This is a genomic window from Amycolatopsis sp. NPDC051128 (assembly GCF_040682715.1).
Lineage (GTDB): Bacteria > Actinomycetota > Actinomycetes > Mycobacteriales > Pseudonocardiaceae > Amycolatopsis.
Genome location: NZ_JBFBBN010000002.1, coordinates 245606 through 262035, shown reverse-complemented (window position 1 = coordinate 262035; position 16430 = coordinate 245606). Strand labels below are relative to the sequence as shown.

The following is a 16430-nucleotide window of genomic DNA, read 5'->3' as shown; positions in this document are numbered from 1 at the left end:
CATGCGGGTCGAGTTCCCTGACTTTCGCCTCGGCAACGTGCTGGCGACCAGCTTCACGGCGACTCTGACGGAGCGCCGCGGCGACGCGGTGGAGCGCATTCCCACGCCGCGCCGGCTCGTCGACTGGCTGGCCGTGAGCGGCCTCGCCGTGGACTCCTGCACCACCGCCCAGCTCGACCTCGCCCGGGAACTGAGGGAGTCGATTCACGCCGCCGCGACGGCGGCCGCGATCCAGGACGCGCTCCCCGTGTCCGCTGTCCAGGTCATCAACGACCGCAGCGTTCAGGGCCGGGCCGCGGCGGTCCTGACGCCCGATGGCAAGCGGCGATGGCAGCTCAGCTCGGCTTCCAGCGTGGAAGACGCCCTCAGCGTGATCGCCGCCGACGCGATCAGCATCATCGCGGGCGAACGAGACGGGAAATTGGCCTTGTGCGCGTCGCCGACCTGCCAAGCCGCCTTCTTCGACACCAGCCAAAGCCGTACCCGCAAATGGTGTGACATGAACACGTGCGGGAATCGTCAGAAGAAAGCGCGCTTCAATGCCAGCCGGCGCAAAAACCCTGGATCGGCGGAGTGATCGTCAGCTCCCCGCGGCGTCGGTGAGGGTCCACCGCTGGTTCGCGCCGGAGTTGGGCGTCCAGGTGGACACCCGCGCACCGTCCGAAGTGGACTGGCCAGGCACCTCGAGCAGCCTGCCGGTGGCGACGTTGACCAGTGTCCACGTGCCGTCGCCGGTCGTGGACGTGATCCACTGCGCGGTCGTCGCGGGCCACGGAGTGCCGGGATCCGCCAGGACGGCCTGATTGTCCCGCACCGTGAGCCGCTTGCCGGTGGCCGCGTCGACCACCAGGTAGCGTTCGCGGTTGCCGGTGCCCCAGGTCAGCTTGACCACCTTCCACCGCTGGGCCGGGTCGGCGGCGTCCGTGGTGCGAATGACGACGCCGTCTCCGGCCGCGGTCAGGGACTTCCCGCTCTGCGCGCCCTGCAGCCGGTAGGTGTGCCCGGGCTGGACGGCCGCGGCGTCGTGCGCGACGCCGAGCACCCCGTCGACGACGAAGGTCGCGACCGACTTCGCGGGGGCCGTCAGGCTCGCCGTCTTCCCGGTGACCCGGACCGGCGCGCCCTTGACCAGTGCGCCGGCGGCGCTGGTCGTCACCGGCGTCACCGAGGCCCACGGCGTGACCCAGCCGAACCGGGACAGGTCGAGGGTGACGTCCCGCGCGGACGTCGTGCTGTTCACGTGGACCACCGTCGCGCCCAGCCCGTTCTGCTTGACCGCGGCGACGCTGCCGGGGTCGTCGACCTTGACGAGGTGGTCGCCGGGCCGGATGTAGTGGGTGAAGTTGCGGATCGTGTCGAACTTCGTGTTGGTCCGGATCGGACAGGTCGCCAGGGTGTCGGCCGCCGTGCAGGTGAACGGGATGTGGATGCTGCCCCAGTTCTTGCCCGCCTGGGTTTGCGGGCCGGCGTCCTCGACGGGTTGCCAGAGCACCCAGGCGGACGGTTCGAGCTCACGCAGGTCGCCGACCATCCGGCCGGCGATCCCGAGGCCGGGTTCCATGCCGGTGTAGTCGGTTCCGGTGCCCCAGGTGCCCTCGACCTCGCTCATCCACAGGTCCTTGCCGGTGCCCTTGGCCAGGTCCCGGGCACTCGTCCGCTGGCCGGTGCCGTAGGTGTGCACGTTGAGCCGGCTCACCGCGGCGCGCGCCTCCGGCGTGTAGGCGTTCACGTTCTGCGTGAAGATGCCCGGGTTCGTCTCGTCCATCGCGGACACCCGTGCGTGCGTCCGCGCGCCGTCGAGGGCCTGCCGCAGCGCGAGGATCACCTTTTGCTGGAGGGCCGGCCCGGCGTGCGCGCCCTCCTGCCGGCCGCCGACCGGCTGCCCGTCCGCGCCGAGCGTGGTTCCCCAGTACGGCGTGTTCGGTTCGTTGAGCGGGTCGATGGTGTCGAACCTGATGTGGTGCGCCCGCTCGAGCTGTTCGGTCACGCGCACGAGGTAGGTGGCGAAGTCGTCGACGCGGTCCGCGCGGATCTGGTCGGTGCTCGGGTCGAACCCGCCGGACACGTAGCCGCTGACCGTCTGGAAGTACGGTGGCGAGTTGCTGAACGCCTCCCACTTGGTGACCCGCCGCTTGACCTGGTCCACCCACCAGCGCTGGTTGGCGTCGGCGGCCCAGTTCCAGTCGGCCGGATCGGCCGGGTTCCACCAGTCCGTGTCCCGGTGGGTGGTGCCCGCGGGCGCCTGCCAGAACCCGGGCATCGTGGCGCCGTTCTTCATGTAGTCCGTGCGGACGTCGGGCGCGTTGCCGCCGCCGATGTTGTAGCGGGCGATGTTGAGGGCGAGGCCGTCCGCGCCGAACAGCATGTCGGCGAGCTTCCGCCGGATCGGGTCCGGGTAGCCGCCGGTCGCGTTGGCGAACCAGACGAGACTGGTTCCCCAGCCTTCGAAGGCCGGTTGCGCGTAGGACGGGTCGACCCGCACCGTGACGTCGCCGGCGGCCGCGGCCGGCGTCGGCGTCGGCGTCGCGCTCACGAGGAGGGCCACGGGGAGGGCCAGTGCCAGGCCACGGAGTCCTGCTGTTCTCGGCACGGCGTCGTCGCTCCTGTCGAAAGTGATGCGTGCACCTTCAGGGCGCACCCGATGTGGAGTCAACAACTTGCGACAGAAGCGATCAGAAACGATCAGAAGGGAAACGGCGGGTCGCGACGGGCCCGGAGAGCGAAAGAATGGCGGACCGCCGCAATTTCCCCTCCCGTTCCTACTCCATTCGGGCGCGGTTCGCCGAGGCGGGGAATTCCCGATGATCGCAGTACGGCCGCTCATGACGCGCTACCCGACGACGGCGGGCACAAGCCGTCTTCGAGCCGCGCGAGCCTGGGAGCTGCTTTCCTCGACCTGATCCGCGGACGCGGCCGAAGACCCGGCGGGAGACCTCCCTCCTCCCGCCAGCGAGGTACGGCGTCCGGCGCGTCCAACCCCCAGAATGATGCGCCGGGCGTCGTGCCGATTCCCCGGTTCGCGCCGCGACGTCAGTTCGTCGATGTTGCGGTCCAGCAGCAGCGGGACGTTCAGCGCGCTGGTCCGGACGGCGGGGTCAGCGGATGTACTGCGGGATGACCTTCGGCGGCCAGTGGCCGATGGACAGGATGCCCTGCGAATACGCCTTCGAGACCAGGGCGGAGCGGTTCGGCGACTTGAACTGCCGCAGCATCGCGCCGACGTGGTACTCGACACCCTGTCTGCTCAGGTAGAGCTTCGACGCGAGCTGCACGGTGGAGATGCCGGCGGCGACGCCCTCGAGCACCTTCGCGTCCAGCTCGCTGAGCAGCTTGGTCTTTTCGGCCGCAGGCCGTGGGGCGTCCGCGGCCCGGTCCGGCTTGACCAGGACGACGATCGTGGTGACCTGGCCGGTCCGGCTCCGCACCGCGATGCCGGTCAGCCCGCCCGAAAGCACCGGCTGCGCCGACCGCGCGCCCACCAGGCGCGCGCTGAACCGGTCGCGCTTGCCTTCGTTCAGTTTTGCCAGCTGCTGCAGGGTGAACTGCTTGGCACTCGGGTGCACGAAGTCCACAAAGCTCTGTCCATAGACGTCGGCCGAGGTGCGGCCCAGCTGCCGGAGAAAGTCGCCGTTGGCTTCGATCACCCGCAGGTCGGGCCCGAGGTTCGCGATACAGACGTCGGACATGTCGAAGGACGGGACGCTCGGCTGCTGCCTTTCGGCGACGGTCGGCAGGGCGGGCCGCAAGGTTGTCGGCCGCTCGACCACGGAATCAACACGCGTGTTCATCGAGTTCTAACCCCCAGAATCATTGTGCATGTCGGGGCATCGTCGAACGGACAAAGACGTCAAAGACCCCCCATGTGCCCCGTCGAAGGGTCCAGCAGCTGTCCGGGCGAATCCTTTTCGCCACCCCAGCGGAAAACCCGAGTCCTTCCCCAGAACAACCTCGAGTCCCACCCGGACAGATCTGTTCGGCTCGTTTCGTTGAAAACAAACCAAGCCGACGACTCGTACGCTAGCCAACGGGGTATGGCCCGTCAATGCCGGCGCAGCGGTTCGGCGCCAACACTGGGGTAGGCCCCGCCGCAGGTACGGACCCCCGGCCCCGCCTTCGGTAGGGGTACCCGGCGCGGCACGGCCACGGCCGCGGGGGAGGGGGGCGACCCGCAGGTGCTCGAACCGGTCGAACAGCGGCCGCAGCGCGATCAGCGGCGACTCCGCCCCGACGCCGGCTGGGTCAAGGCGGACCCCGAGGCCGGGCTGGCCGGCGACGATCTCCTGCTCCTGTGGCCAAGCGATCCCGGTGGCTCGACGAAGAGGACAGCTCGCGGTACTGACCGACGCGGGAACCGCCGTTCTGGAACGGGCCGCGCCCGGACACGTCGCGACTTCGCTGAAGCGGCCCGGCGGTCAGAGCATCGCCTCGGCGGAGGTTCCCTGCCGGGGTTTCAGCCCGCGGTCCCGGGTTTGCTGAGCGGCGCGTCCCGCGACAGCTCCCGGAACCCCACGCCGTAGTACAGCTCGCGCGCCTCGGGACGCCCCGGCGCCCCGAGGCAGGCGACCGTCATCTTTGTCGCCCCCGCCGCTCGCGCCAGGTGCATTCCGTGCAGGAGCATCGCCCTGCCGAGCCCCCGGCGCCGGTAGCCCGGATGCGTTCCGACCGGCTCGAACTCGGCGGTCTTGTTCACCTCGTCGAGCCACATGATCGTCGACGCCGCCATCGTCCCGTCCGGCGCTTCGACCAGGACGTGCAGGTCGGCGCGGTACGGCGCCGTTTGCCGGACGCCTTCGTAGCTCTCGGCCGTGTACGTCGTCGGCGCCCAGGCGTCCACATGGGCCTGGACCGCGGCCTCCGGCCCGGCTTCGGCGGCGGTGCGGAACCGGAAGCCGCCGGGCAGGACCGGCTGTTCCACGTCGGTGAGGTCCCGCTCGTTGAGCTGGGTCCACGATCCGGTGTCGCCGAGGGCGGCCTGGTCGGGCACATAGCCGTGCGCCGCCCACCGCTCCAGGGCGAACGCGTCGCCGGCGCCCGGCAGCACCGTGCGCTCGACGGCCCCCGCCGTGTCGTCGTACCAGGCGATCACCTCGTCGACCAGCTCCGCGTGGCCGGGATGGACCTGATACGCCAGGTAGGCGCCGGCGACGTCCGTCACCGAGCCGTCGCTCCGCCGCACCCGGCGCGGGAGGGTGACCCAGCCCCACGCCACCGGATCCCCGCCGGCGAACCACAGCCGGCGCCGCCAGCTCGCGCCGTCGACGGCGTGTCCCCTGCCCCAGTTCCAGGCCAGCTCGCCGAACGACGCGTCGCTGTTCACCAGGTCCGGGCGGGTGGCGGTGACCCGCTGCGCCAGCTCCTGCATGAGCTGCACGTCCGCGGCGGTCAGGAGTTCGGCCATGGGCGCACTGTGGCAGCCATCCGCGAGCGGGTCGAACCGTTTTCCGGCCCGGCGGAGTGATCCGGGTCATGCCCTGTCACAGCCCGCCGTTCCGCGGTGTCTCGAGGCCGAACCGGAACGAAGGAGAATCTCGTGAACCTCGCACTGTGGATCGCCGCCGGCCTGCTCGCCGTCGTCGCGCTGGCCGGTGGTGTCAGCAAAGCGTTCGTGCCCCGGGCGAAACTGGCCCGCACGCCGGGCGGGGAGTGGACCGCGGACGTCGGCGCCGGCTTCGTCAAGACCCTCGGCGTCCTCGAGCTCCTGGCCGCGGCCGGGCTGATCCTGCCCGCCGTCGTCGGGATCGCGCCGGCGCTCGTGCCGGTGACCGCCGTCTGCTGGGTGCTGCTGATGATCGGTGCGATGATCACCCACGCCCGCTACCGCGGTTACCGGTTCGTGGCGCTGAACGTGGGCTACCTGGCCATCGCGGTGTTCGTCGCCTGGGGCCGGTTCGGTCCCGCGTCCTTCACCGCCTGACGACCACGAGGGAGAAGGCCGAGCCATGAGCGACCCCGCCACCGACGTCTTCGTCGCCCACCGCAACCTGCTCTTCACCGTCGCCTACGAGATGCTCGGATCGGCGGCCGACGCCGAGGACGTCCTCCAGGAAACGTGGCTGCGGTGGGTCGAAGCCGACCAGGGAGCGGTGCGCGACGAGCGCGCCTACCTGGTCCGGATCACCACCCGGCAGGCGCTCAACCGGCTGCGCACGATGAAGCGCCGCAAGGAGGCGTACGTCGGCCCCTGGCTGCCCGAGCCGCTGCTCACCGCGCCGGACGTGGCCGAGGACGTCGAACTCGCCGAGAGCGTGTCGATGGCGCTCATGCTCGTCCTCGAGACGCTGGCGCCGACCGAACGGGCCGTTTTCGTGCTGCGCGAAGTGTTCGAACTCGGCTACGACGAGATCGCGGACGCCGTCGGCAAGAGTTCCGCGGCCGTCCGCCAGATCGCGCACCGCGCCCGGCGGCACGTCGACGCCCGGCGGCCGCGGGCGACGGTCTCCGCGAGCGAGACCCGGGCGGTCCTGGCGTCGTTCCAGCGCGCGCTCGACGGCCGGGACCTGCAGGGCCTCCTCGACGTGCTCGCCCCGGACGTCGTCCTCCTCAGCGACGGCGGCGGCGTCAAGCAGGCCGCGCTACGGCCGGTGTCCGGTGCCGGAAAGCTGGTCCGCTTCATCCTCGGCGGCATCGGGCGGACCGAGCAAACGCTCACCACCGGTCCCACCGTGGTCAACGGCAACCCGGGACTCGTGCTGCGCCTCGACGGCGAGATCGACGGCGTCATGACGGCCCGCGTCGAGGACGGCCGCATCACCGGCCTCTACTACGTGCGCAATCCGGAAAAGCTGACCCGCGTCGAATCCGAGACCGCGCTTACGCTGAATTGATCAGAGCGGGCTTCAGACGTGCGTCGAGCTGACGACGAACGCCGTGATGTGGTCGGCCAGGCCGCGGACCGAGGCGTGGTCCCGGCGTTTCTCCGCGGCCAGCTTGAGTGGCCGCAGGCGGTCCTTGGTGCGCACGGACTTGAGGGTCTCGGCCGTGTCGACCGCTTCGGTGCCGATCTCCGAGCCACGCTCGAGCTCGCCTTCGAGCAGGTGGTCCATGGCCAGCATGGCCAGGCAGAACGCGCGGCTGCGGGCCATGTCCGGACCGTACTGGCCGACCGCCTCGGTCAGCGCGGCGACCGCCGCCCGGGCGCGGGACGGCCGGACGCGCATGGCGAGTTCGGTGTGGACGGTGCCCACCATCGCCGCCACGTCGGTCTCGGTGAAGAACCGCGCCCAGTCCGGTGGATCGCCGGAGCCGGCCGCCTCGAACTCCTCGGTGGCGCGGCCGAGGAGTTCGAGCCCGAGTTGTTCTTCGCCCTTCGCGGCATAGGCCCACGCCTGGTTCGCGCTGAGGATGCTCGCCGCCAGCGAGGAGCCGGACCGCCGCGCGGCCAGCCTGCCGTGCTGGAACTGGACCAGCGCCTCGTCCGCCGCGCCGTGGTGCAGGTGGATCCGGCCGCGCCGGTAGTAGAGGTTGGCGGCCAGTTCGTCGTTGCCGCAGTGTTCGGCCAGTGACAGCGCCAGATCGAGGTGGTGGTGCGCCGCGCCGACGTGTCCGCTGTCGAAGCTCGTCCAGGCGGCCAGGTTGTGCAGGTCGGCCACCGCGGAGCACAGCCGGGTCCGCAGCGGCTCCGCCCCGCACGCCACGAGCAGCTCGTGCCCGCGGCGGATGCGGACGAGCACGGCGTCGCGGCACATGCCGCCGCCGCTGCGGTAGTCGACCGCACGCAAGGCCCTGGTCTGCTTCTCCAGCTGCTCGGCGTCGTTCGGTCCGGGACGCTCGGGGAAGGCCTGGCGAAGGTCGAACTCGGGGTTGGTCATGGACCTCGACTCCTGGCTGCACCCGTCGTTGGGGTCCTGCATTCTACTCGCCGGGTGCCGCACCGGCGAGCGCCATCAGTGCATACAGTAGTCAACCGAATGCGGTATGTGGTCAAAACAGGTAGGGAGTCGCGTACTTGTACGGGTGTGGTGCCGTGCGGCCCGGGGGAGGCTCGAACCGCTGTCGAGGACCGTGGGAGGTCGGAAACATGTCGCGTCCCCACCTCCGGGTGGTCGCCCCCTCAGACACCTCAGACACCTCAGCCACTGCAGACACCGCAGGCACCTCGCGATTGCGCCAGGCCCCGGCCGCGCCGCGTGATCGCTACGCCGGCCTCGCCGACCGGCGGCTGGCCGCCATCCTGGCCGCCGAGGACACCGCCGAGGAATACGGCCTCAGCCCGCACACCCGGAGCACGTGCTACGTCCACCGGTGCTGGGTCCACGAGTGCGTCGGCGATCCGCTGCACGTCCTCGTCGTCACCGGGCACCGGTGGTGCCGCGGCTGCGAACGCCCGGTCGAGGTCGCCGTCGACGTGACCCCGCCCGGTGCCGTGCACGTGTTCTGCCCGGGCTGCGGCCAGGCCGGTTCGGCGGCCAACCGCGAGGTGCGCCAGGCCTGCCGCACCAGCTTGGCCGCGATGCACGGCGGGGCCGCGCCGGCGCTGTACCGGCTCCCCGAGGCGTGACGTCGCGGGGTTGCATCCTCCGAGGGACGCCCGTTCGGTCGCATTGACCTGCCCGCCGGGCCGTCCTTACGGTTCAACGGTGAGCAAGGCGGGCGCGGGGTGCGGCAAGGGCAACCTGCCTGCGGACACCACGAGTTTCGTGGGCCGCAAGTCCGACGTGGCCGAGGTGAAGCTGCTGCTGACCCGGGCGCGGCTGGTCACCCTGAGCGGTGTGGGCGGGGTCGGCAAGACCCGGCTGGCCGTGGAGACCGCCGCCGGGTTGTCCCGCGCGTTTCCCGACGGCGTCTGGCTGGCCGAGCTCGCCGGGCTCCAGGACGGGGCGCTCGTCGCGCACGCGGTGCTCGAAGCGCTGGGGGTGCCCGACGAAACCGGCCGGAGCACGGGACTCGTGCTCGCCGAGCACCTCCGGGACCGGCGGCTGCTGATCGTCCTGGACAACTGCGAGCACCTGCTGGACGGCTGTGCCACGCTCGCGTACGACCTGCTGCGGGCCGCGCCGGGCCTCCGGCTGCTCGCGACCAGCCGGGAGCGGCTCGCGCTGCCCGGCGAGCACCTCTGGCCGGTTTCCCCGCTGCCGGTGCCCGAACCGGGGCGGCCGCTGCCCGATGGGGCCTGGCTCCGCTACCCGGCGATGACGTTGTTCGCCGAACGCGCGGCGGCGGTCGATCCGGGATTCGCCGTCACGGCGGAGAACCAGGAGCGCGTCGCCGAGGTGTGCCGCCTGCTGGCCGGCATCCCGCTGGCGATCGAGCTCGCCGCCGTCCGGCTGCGGGTGCTGACGCTGGCGGAGCTGGAATCCGGGCTGGGCGACTGCTTCCGGTTGCCCGGGACGGTGAAGCGGGGTGGCGAGCCGCGGCACCAGACCCTGCTGGCCGCGGTCGGCTGGAGCTACGCGCTGTGCGACCCGGCCGAACGGCACCTGTGGGCGCGGGCGTCGGTGTTCGCCGGCGGCTTCGACCTGACGGCGGCCGAGCGCGTCTGCGCCGGCGACGGGCTGCCCGCCGGTGAGCTGTGGGAGCGGCTGGCCGGGCTGGTGGAGAAGTCGGTGCTGATCCGGGAAGCGGACGACGACCGGGCACGGTTCCGGTTGCCGGAGCCGCTGCGGCAGTTCGGCCGCGCCAGGCTGAGCGAGTCCGGGGAAACGGCGGCGGTGCTGCGGCGGATGCGGGACCACTGCTTCGCGCTGGCCGTGCGGAGCGAACGGGCCTGGTTCGGCCCGGAGCAGGCGGAGATCTTCCGGCGGACCCGCGCGGAACACGCGAACCTGCGGGCTGCCCTGGACTACAGCCTCACGGTCCCGGGCGAGCTGAAGGCCGGGCTCCGGCTCGCTTCGACCCTCTGGTTCTACTGGGCGGGCTGCGGGGTGTTCGGCGAAGGCCGTCACTGGCTCGACCGCGCGCTCTCCCTCGCCGCCGAACCGAGCGAAGAGCGCGCGAAAGCCTTGTGGGTCAACGGTTACGTCGCGACTCTGCAGGGCGACAACGTTGCGGCGGTGGCGATGCTGGAGGAATGCCGGGCCTATGCGACGCGCACCGGTGACGAGGTGGCGCTGGCGTACGCCACGCACCGGCTCGGCTGCAACCTGCTGGTCGGCGACGACGTCGGCGACGCGAAAACCCTCTTCGAGGAGGCGCGGGCCCGGTACCGCCGGCTCGGGGAGCTGAACAGCAACGTGATGCTGGCCGGCATCGAACTGGCCGTGGCCTCGATCTTCCTCGGCGATCTCGACCGGGCCGGCGAGCTGTGCGAAGAGGCGTGCGCGACCGGCTTCGCCCACGGTGAGCAGTGGGCCCGTGCCTACGCGATCTACGTCCAAGCGCTGGTCGCACTGGGCCGCGGCGACTTCGACCGGGCGGCCGAACACGGGCGCCACTGCCTGCGCGTCAAGAGCATGTTCCACGACCTGCTGGGCATCGTGCTCGCGATGGAGGTGCTGGCGTGGACGGAGGCCGCGCGGGAACACTGGGAACCGGCCGCGACGATGCTCGGGTGCGCCCGGTCGATCTGGCCGGCCGTCGGGTTCCCGATGTTCGGTTCCCGCTACCTCGGCGCCCCGCACGGCGACTGCGAAACGCGGACCCGCCGGGCACTGGGGGAGACGCGGTTCGAAACCGCGCACCGGCGCGGCCGGGAATTCGGCCTGCCGGAAGCGATCGCGTACGCGCTCGGGGAGTCCCTCCAGCCGGCCCCCGTCCCGGAGCGGCCGACACCGCTGACGGACCGGGAACAGGAGGTCGCAGTGCTCATCGCGGACGGCCGGTCGAACCAGGAGATCGCGGATCGCCTGGTCATTTCCCGCCGGACGGCGGAGGGCCACGTGAACCGGATCCTGCGGAAGCTGGGGTTCGACTCCCGGGCCCAGGTGGCCGCCTGGGCGACCCGGACCGCGCAGGTGCCGACGACGCCCTAGTGTCGCGCGTCCAAGGTTCGTTGACGAGGGCCCGGGGTTTGCGCCCCAATGTGGCGTTGGGTGCGTTGGATGCACCGAACGCCACATTGGGTGCGTTGGACGCACCGAACGCCACATTGGGGCGCTCGGCCGAACGTCAAACAACTTGCGACGCGCGACACCAGCCGGCGTTGGGCTCGATCGCGACCCCGCCAAGTCCCGGTGAACCCCGGTGCCACGGCGGCCGCGACTCGCTGGTGACCTCCCGCGAGGCCTACGAAATCGCGATGTTCGAAACGAACGGGTCCGCTGATCCCCGTCCGCGGCTTCGGCGGAGTCATGTGTCTGAAGTGGACGGAGTGTCCTGGCAGCTTCCTGGCGGGAGAAGGGATCAACGAGCTTTGAAGATCGAGACCAAGACCCCTGCAGCCACCCCTCGCCAAGCCTGCTGCGCGCGGTCGCGTCCGCGACGCACGGCGCCGGCACCGAGCCTCAGCCACGTCATGCAGCCGTCGGACACCCCGGCCCGCGCCGCGGGCGCGACCCCGCGGCTGCGGCGCACCTGACGGTCAGCGGAGGCCGTGCCGGTCCAGCCATGCGGCGATCTCGGCGGCGATCTCCTTGGGCCGGTCCTCGTGGGCGTGGTGCCCGGCTTCCCCGCAGGCGACGACGTCCAGCGCGGCGACGTGCTCCGCGCACCACTGAGCCATGCGCTCCCCGATGAGCAGCGTCGGGGAGCCTTCGAACGTCATGAGCAGCTTCGGCGTGCCGGCGCTGGTCGCCAGCCACTCGTCGTAGGCCTCGATGCGCGTGACGAGCTCGGCCGGGTCGCCGCCGAGCGGCATCTGGCGGGCCCAGGCGAGGAGCGGGCGGCGGCTCTCCGGTGTCGGGAAGGGCGCGAGGTAGACCGCCAGGTCGTCGTCGGACACCGGGGTCAGCACGCCGCCGGTGAACGCCTGGCGGACGGCCTGGTTCTGGTTCAGGAACAGCTCTTCGCCGACGCCCGGCGTCCGGATCTTCCGCGACCGTTCCGCCGCCTGCGGCGAAAGGTCTTCCCAGGCCATGGGCTTCACGATGGTCTCGAAGAACGCCACCCCGCGGACGCGGCCGGGGTGCCGCGCGGCCCAGTCGAAGGCGAGCGCGCCACCCCAGTCGTGCCCGACCAGGACGACGTCGTCGAGGCCGAGCGCGTCGAACCACGTGTCGAGGTGGCGGGCGTGGTCGGCGAAGGCGTACGGGATGTCGGGCTTGGCGGAGCGGCCCATGCCGATGAGGTCGGGCGCCAGCAGCCGTCCGGCGCCGACGCCGGGGAGGACGTTGCGCCAGCCGTACGACGAACCGGGGTTGCCGTGCAGGAAAACGATCGGGGTGCCGGTGCCGGACTCTTCGTGGTGGAGTTCGGAGATCTCGGGCATGACTTGTCCCTTCAGGGATCCAGTGGGGTGTCGAGCAGGAGGGTGAGCTCGCGGACGAAGGCTCCGGCGCGCTCGCCGTCACGACCGCCGAGCGGCGCGAGGAGCCGGTCCAGCAGCTCGCGGACGGTGGCGATCGCCGGCCGGACGACCTCGCGGCCGCGGTCGGTGAGCGTCAGCCGGATGGTCCGGGTGTCCGCGGCGTCGCGGGTGCGCCCGATGAGGCCGTCGGCGTCGAGGGCGCGTGCCAGCTTGGACACGTAGAGCGCTTCCAGCCCGGTCCGGTCGGCGAGCTCACGCTGGCTCGGCTGCTGCCCGGCGCGTTCCATGCCATACAGCGAAGACAGCAGCACGTACTGGGCGTGCGTCAGCTCCAGCGGCGCGAGGGCGCGGTCGACGGCCACTCGCCATTTCATGGCCAGCCGCCAGACGAGGGAGCCGGGCGTCGGTCCGTTCGGAGTCCTGCTCACCGGAGATACAGTACATGGCTACTAATTACATAGCTATTATCTGACCGTCATGAACGAGCCGTTCGTGACGGCCGGGCTCAGCCGGCCAGTTCGCGGATGCGGTCCATGGCCCGCCGGACCTCGGCGAAGCCGGTCGTGAGCGGGCTCAGCCCGATGCGGATGCCGTCGGGTCGGCGGAAGTCGATGAGCACGCCGTTCTCGATGAGTACCCGGGAAAGCCGCTCGGCGTCGAGGTGCCGCAGCGTGACGTGTCCGCCGCGGCGGGCGTCCTCGCGGGGCGAGGCCACCGTGAACCCGAGCGGGACCAGCCAGGCGTCGGCGAGGGCGAGCACCCACCGGCCCAGCGCGACGGCCTTGGCCCGCACGCGCGTGATGCCCGCTTCGGCCAGCAGCGCGACGCCCTCCTGGACGCCCACCATGCCCAGCACCGGCGGGGTGCCGGACAGCGCCCGCCGGATGCCGGGCGCGGGCACGTAGTGCTCGGCCATGCCGAAGGTGTCGGCCGCGCCCATCCAGCCGGTGATGGGCTGGCCGAACGCCTCGTGGTGGCGCGCGTTGACGTAGAGGAACGCGGGCGCGCCGGGCCCGGCGTTGAGGAACTTGTACGTGCAGCCGACGGCGAAGTCGGCGCCGGCCGCGTCCAGCTCGACGGGGAGCACGCCCACGCTGTGGCAGAGGTCCCAGACGACGAGGCCGCCGCGTTCGTGCACCAGCCGGGTGACGCCGGCCAGGTCCGTGATCGCCGCCGAGCGGTAGTCCACATGGGACAGGACGACCACCGCCGTCCGCGGCCCCGTGACGGCGGCGACGTCTTCGGTTTCGAGCCATCGGACGGTCAAGCCGAGCTCGGCGGCGACGCTCTCGACGAGGAACCGGTCGGTGGGGAAGTTCGCGGTGTCCGTGACGATCTCGTCGCGGTCCGGCCGCAGCGCCACGGCGCCCCGGAGCGCCTTGTAGAGGCACACGGACGTCGAGTCGGCGACGATGGTCTGGCCGGCCGCCGCGCCGAGCGCGACGCGGCCCAGCTCGTCCCCGATCCGTTCGGGCAGCGCGAGCCAGCGCTCGTCCCACGACCGGATGAGCCGGGCACCCCATTCGTGGTCGACGAGTTCCCGCAGCCGTTCCGCGGTCGCGCGCAGCGGGCGGCCCAGGGAGTTCCCGTCGAGGTAGGCGACGACGCCGGGGTCGGTGATCGGGACGAACCGGTCGCGGAACCCGGCGAGCTCGTCGGCGGCGTCGAGGCGCCGTGCTTCCTCGAGCGAGACATCGGTCATGGCGGTCCTTCCGACCGGGTGCGCCGCCGCCTCGGACGCGCGGCCCTAGCGGCCGGTTTCCTTGGCGCGCACCGCTTCCTTGCGCACCTCGGCCTGGGTGGCGCGTTCCCGCACCAGCCAGTCGGGGCTTTCCGCCTTGAGCGCGTCGATCTGCTCGGTGGTGAGCGCCTCGGTGACCCCGCCGCGGGTGAGGCCGCCGATGGAGACGCCCAGCTTCGCCGCCACCACCTGCCGCGGGTGCGGGCCGGTGCGGCGCAGCTCCCGCAGCCACTCGGGCGGGTCGGCCTGCAGCGCGTTCAGCTCGTCGCGCGAGACGACGCCCTCCTGGAACTCCGGGGGCGTGGCTTCGAGGTACACACCCAGCTTCTTCGCCGCGGTCGCGGGCTTCATCGTCTGGGTGGTCTTGTGCGACGTCATGCCGTCCAGGGTAGCCAGCGCCCGCCGGGTAGCCTGACCCGGTGACCGGCCCGGACGTCCCCGCCTCCTTCCGGCTCGCGTACGTCCCGGGAGCGACGCCCGCCAAGTGGGTGCGGACCTGGGGCGAGCGGGTGCCGGAGGTCCCGCTGACCCTTCTCCCGGTCGCGGCGGCCGACGCGGCCGGCCTGCTCCGGGAGCGCGGCGCCGAGGCGGCGCTGGTGCGGTCGCCGATCGACCGGGACGGCCTGCACGCGATCCCGCTCTACACCGAGACGACGGTGGTCGTGGTGCCGAAGGACCACCTGATCGCGGCGGCCGACGAAGTGTCCACCGTGGATTTGGCGGACGACGTCGTGCTGCACCCCCTCGACGACACGCTCGAGTGGGCGAGCCTGCCGGGCCGCCCGGCGTTCGAGCGCCCCGCGACGACGGCGGACGCGATCGAGCTGGTGGCCGCAGGCGTTGGCGTGCTCGTCGTCCCGCAATCGCTTGCGCGGCTGTACCACCGCCGTGACCTGACCTACCGGTCGGTCGCGGACGCGCCGCAGTCGAGCGTCGCGTTGTCGTGGCTGGAGGACGAGACGACCGACCTGATGGAGCAGTTCATCGGGATCGTCCGCGGCCGCACGGTCAACAGCACGCGCGGACGCCCGCAGGCGCCCGCGGAGCGCAAGCGCCCGGAACGCAAGCCGGCGGCGGCGAAACCGGCCCGGCGCGGCGGCGGTGCGCCGAAGCGCGGCAAGCCGCGCCGCCGGTCCTGAGCCGGCGTCAGTTCGTCACGCAGACGCAGTTGCCATCGGCGCGGTCGGGCAGGTCGGGGTCGTCGAACCAGAAGCCGTCCTCCCCGAGGTAGCGGAACTGGATCACGGCGCCCGGCGCCACGTCGACCGAAACCGAGCGGCGGCCGTTGGACCGCGGGGTGAGGGGGTGCCGGCCGGGCGTCCACTCGTTGAAACAGCCCACGACGCTCACCTGTCCGGGTGGCGCTTCGAGCGGGAGGCTGAAGGTGACGCGCTGGGTGCCGGCCAGGCTTTTGCTGATCTTGATCACGGCGGCGGTGGCCTTTCCGGAGACGGTCGAGGGCGTGCTCGGCACTGAGCGCCGACAGGATGACACAACGGTGACGGTTCGGTCACCTGAAGTGCCCGAAGGAGGGACAACGCCGCTCAACGGTTCGCCACCGACCGGGTGGTCCTGGTATGAACCATGATCATTTTGGCGTCGGAAGTGTGCTGCGGTGGGAAACTTACAGTCGTGACCGTCGCCGCTGATAGTCAAGTCAAGGACATGTGTGCCTGGCTCAGCGCCGTCACCCACGAGCTCGTCGGCGTGCATCCGGCCGACAAGCGAGTGGTGCTTCTGACGGTGTGGGACGGGCTGGTTGCCGCCCGGCTGGCCGGGTTGCACGCGGCTGTGGCTTCGCCTCGCTGGCAGGCCCGGCAGCGTCACGCCGAAGCGGTCGAGTTCGACCTCGCCGTGCAGCTGGCGCGCAACTGCACCATCGGAACCGGCCTGGCCATCCCGGCCCGGCTGCCCGGAGCCGCGGTCGCCTGGCCCGGCGAGCGGGCCGACGCAGCGGTCGCCGCGATCGTTTCCTTCTGTGGCACGGCCGGAGCGGTCCTGCGCCGGGCGGGTGAGCTGACGCCGGTGTGGGAGGACAGCCTCCTCGGGCCGGTCGCGCTGACCTGCTGGCTCGCCGACTGCTGGACGGGCCGCCACACGGGCCAGCCCCTGCGACTGCCGGTGCCCCCGCCACCGTGGTGGCGCTAGCGCTGGTGCCGGCGTTGCTCCGACCGGGCGTCCGGTCGGCCTTCAAGCGCCCCAATGTGGCGTTGGTTGCGTCCAACGCACCGAATGCCACATTGGGTGCGTTGGACGCACCGAATGCCACATTGGGTGCGTTGGACGCACCGAATGCCACATTGGGTGCGTTGGACGCACCGAATGCCACATTGGGTGCGTTGGACGCAC

General features: G+C 71.7%; 16 protein-coding genes. 7 read left to right on the top strand and 9 right to left on the bottom strand.

All coding sequences use genetic code 11. The annotated features are described in order from the left end of the window. The first annotated feature begins 1 nt into the window (after nucleotide 1). Entirely contained in the window at nucleotides 2–577 is a 576-nt protein-coding gene (locus tag AB0M82_RS03365; protein WP_364717269.1) for a CGNR zinc finger domain-containing protein, read from the top strand. Between the two features lie 3 nt (nucleotides 578–580). On the opposite strand, the gene AB0M82_RS03360 is transcribed toward AB0M82_RS03365, so the two are convergent. The 3 genes from AB0M82_RS03360 to AB0M82_RS03350 form a co-directional block, all read right to left on the bottom strand. After that, nucleotides 581–2590, bottom strand: coding sequence for an RICIN domain-containing protein (locus AB0M82_RS03360; RefSeq protein ID WP_364717266.1), 2010 nt, complete (start codon nucleotides 2588–2590; stop codon nucleotides 581–583). 505 nt (nucleotides 2591–3095) lie between these two features. Then, entirely contained in the window at nucleotides 3096–3788 is a 693-nt protein-coding gene (locus tag AB0M82_RS03355) for a LuxR C-terminal-related transcriptional regulator (protein WP_364717264.1), read from the bottom strand. Nucleotides 3789–4450: 662 nt separating this feature from the next. Beyond that, complete coding sequence (locus AB0M82_RS03350; RefSeq protein WP_364717263.1) at nucleotides 4451–5398, bottom strand: GNAT family N-acetyltransferase; 948 nt, start codon at nucleotides 5396–5398, stop codon at nucleotides 4451–4453. A 132-nt stretch (nucleotides 5399–5530) separates the two neighbouring features. Between AB0M82_RS03350 and AB0M82_RS03345 the strand changes: the two genes are divergently transcribed. After that, the gene (locus tag AB0M82_RS03345; protein ID WP_364717261.1) at nucleotides 5531–5914 is read left to right on the top strand and encodes a DoxX family protein; all 384 of its coding nucleotides are present in this window, start codon (nucleotides 5531–5533) and stop codon (nucleotides 5912–5914) included. 25 nt (nucleotides 5915–5939) lie between these two features. After that, on the top strand, nucleotides 5940–6824 hold the full coding sequence (locus AB0M82_RS03340) for an RNA polymerase sigma-70 factor (RefSeq protein ID WP_364717258.1): 885 nt from the start codon (nucleotides 5940–5942) through the stop codon (nucleotides 6822–6824). A 12-nt stretch (nucleotides 6825–6836) separates the two neighbouring features. Here AB0M82_RS03340 and AB0M82_RS03335 read toward each other — a convergent pair whose 3' ends face one another. Continuing rightward, entirely contained in the window at nucleotides 6837–7808 is a 972-nt protein-coding gene (locus AB0M82_RS03335; protein ID WP_364717256.1) for a transcriptional regulator, read from the bottom strand. 293 nt (nucleotides 7809–8101) lie between these two features. Between AB0M82_RS03335 and AB0M82_RS03330 the strand changes: the two genes are divergently transcribed. Beyond that, complete coding sequence (locus AB0M82_RS03330; protein ID WP_364717253.1) at nucleotides 8102–8497, top strand: hypothetical protein; 396 nt, start codon at nucleotides 8102–8104, stop codon at nucleotides 8495–8497. Between the two features lie 79 nt (nucleotides 8498–8576). After that, entirely contained in the window at nucleotides 8577–10907 is a 2331-nt protein-coding gene (locus tag AB0M82_RS03325; protein WP_364717250.1) for a LuxR C-terminal-related transcriptional regulator, read from the top strand. Nucleotides 10908–11455: 548 nt separating this feature from the next. Here the strand turns inward: AB0M82_RS03325 and AB0M82_RS03320 are convergent. The 4 genes from AB0M82_RS03320 to AB0M82_RS03305 form a co-directional block, all read right to left on the bottom strand. Then, nucleotides 11456–12301, bottom strand: coding sequence for a haloalkane dehalogenase (locus AB0M82_RS03320; RefSeq protein WP_364717247.1), 846 nt, complete (start codon nucleotides 12299–12301; stop codon nucleotides 11456–11458). A gap of 11 nt (nucleotides 12302–12312) precedes the next feature. Further along, nucleotides 12313–12768, bottom strand: a complete 456-nt coding sequence (locus tag AB0M82_RS03315) for a MarR family transcriptional regulator (protein ID WP_364717245.1) — start codon at nucleotides 12766–12768, stop codon at nucleotides 12313–12315. A 77-nt stretch (nucleotides 12769–12845) separates the two neighbouring features. Then, on the bottom strand, nucleotides 12846–14042 hold the full coding sequence (locus AB0M82_RS03310) for an aminotransferase class V-fold PLP-dependent enzyme (protein ID WP_364717242.1): 1197 nt from the start codon (nucleotides 14040–14042) through the stop codon (nucleotides 12846–12848). Nucleotides 14043–14087: 45 nt separating this feature from the next. Beyond that, the gene (locus AB0M82_RS03305) at nucleotides 14088–14459 is read right to left on the bottom strand and encodes a DUF5997 family protein (protein ID WP_364717240.1); all 372 of its coding nucleotides are present in this window, start codon (nucleotides 14457–14459) and stop codon (nucleotides 14088–14090) included. A 41-nt stretch (nucleotides 14460–14500) separates the two neighbouring features. Here AB0M82_RS03305 and AB0M82_RS03300 point away from each other — a divergent pair, with 41 nt between their 5' ends. Next, nucleotides 14501–15220, top strand: a complete 720-nt coding sequence (locus AB0M82_RS03300) for a LysR substrate-binding domain-containing protein (protein ID WP_364717237.1) — start codon at nucleotides 14501–14503, stop codon at nucleotides 15218–15220. Nucleotides 15221–15227: 7 nt separating this feature from the next. Here AB0M82_RS03300 and AB0M82_RS03295 read toward each other — a convergent pair whose 3' ends face one another. After that, nucleotides 15228–15509, bottom strand: coding sequence for an isoamylase (locus AB0M82_RS03295; protein ID WP_364717534.1), 282 nt, complete (start codon nucleotides 15507–15509; stop codon nucleotides 15228–15230). A gap of 237 nt (nucleotides 15510–15746) precedes the next feature. Here AB0M82_RS03295 and AB0M82_RS03290 point away from each other — a divergent pair, with 237 nt between their 5' ends. Further along, nucleotides 15747–16229 carry a hypothetical protein gene (locus tag AB0M82_RS03290; protein ID WP_364717234.1) on the top strand — a complete coding sequence of 161 codons (483 nt, stop codon included), beginning with the start codon at nucleotides 15747–15749 and terminating at the stop codon, nucleotides 16227–16229. The last annotated feature ends 201 nt before the right edge of the window (nucleotides 16230–16430 follow it).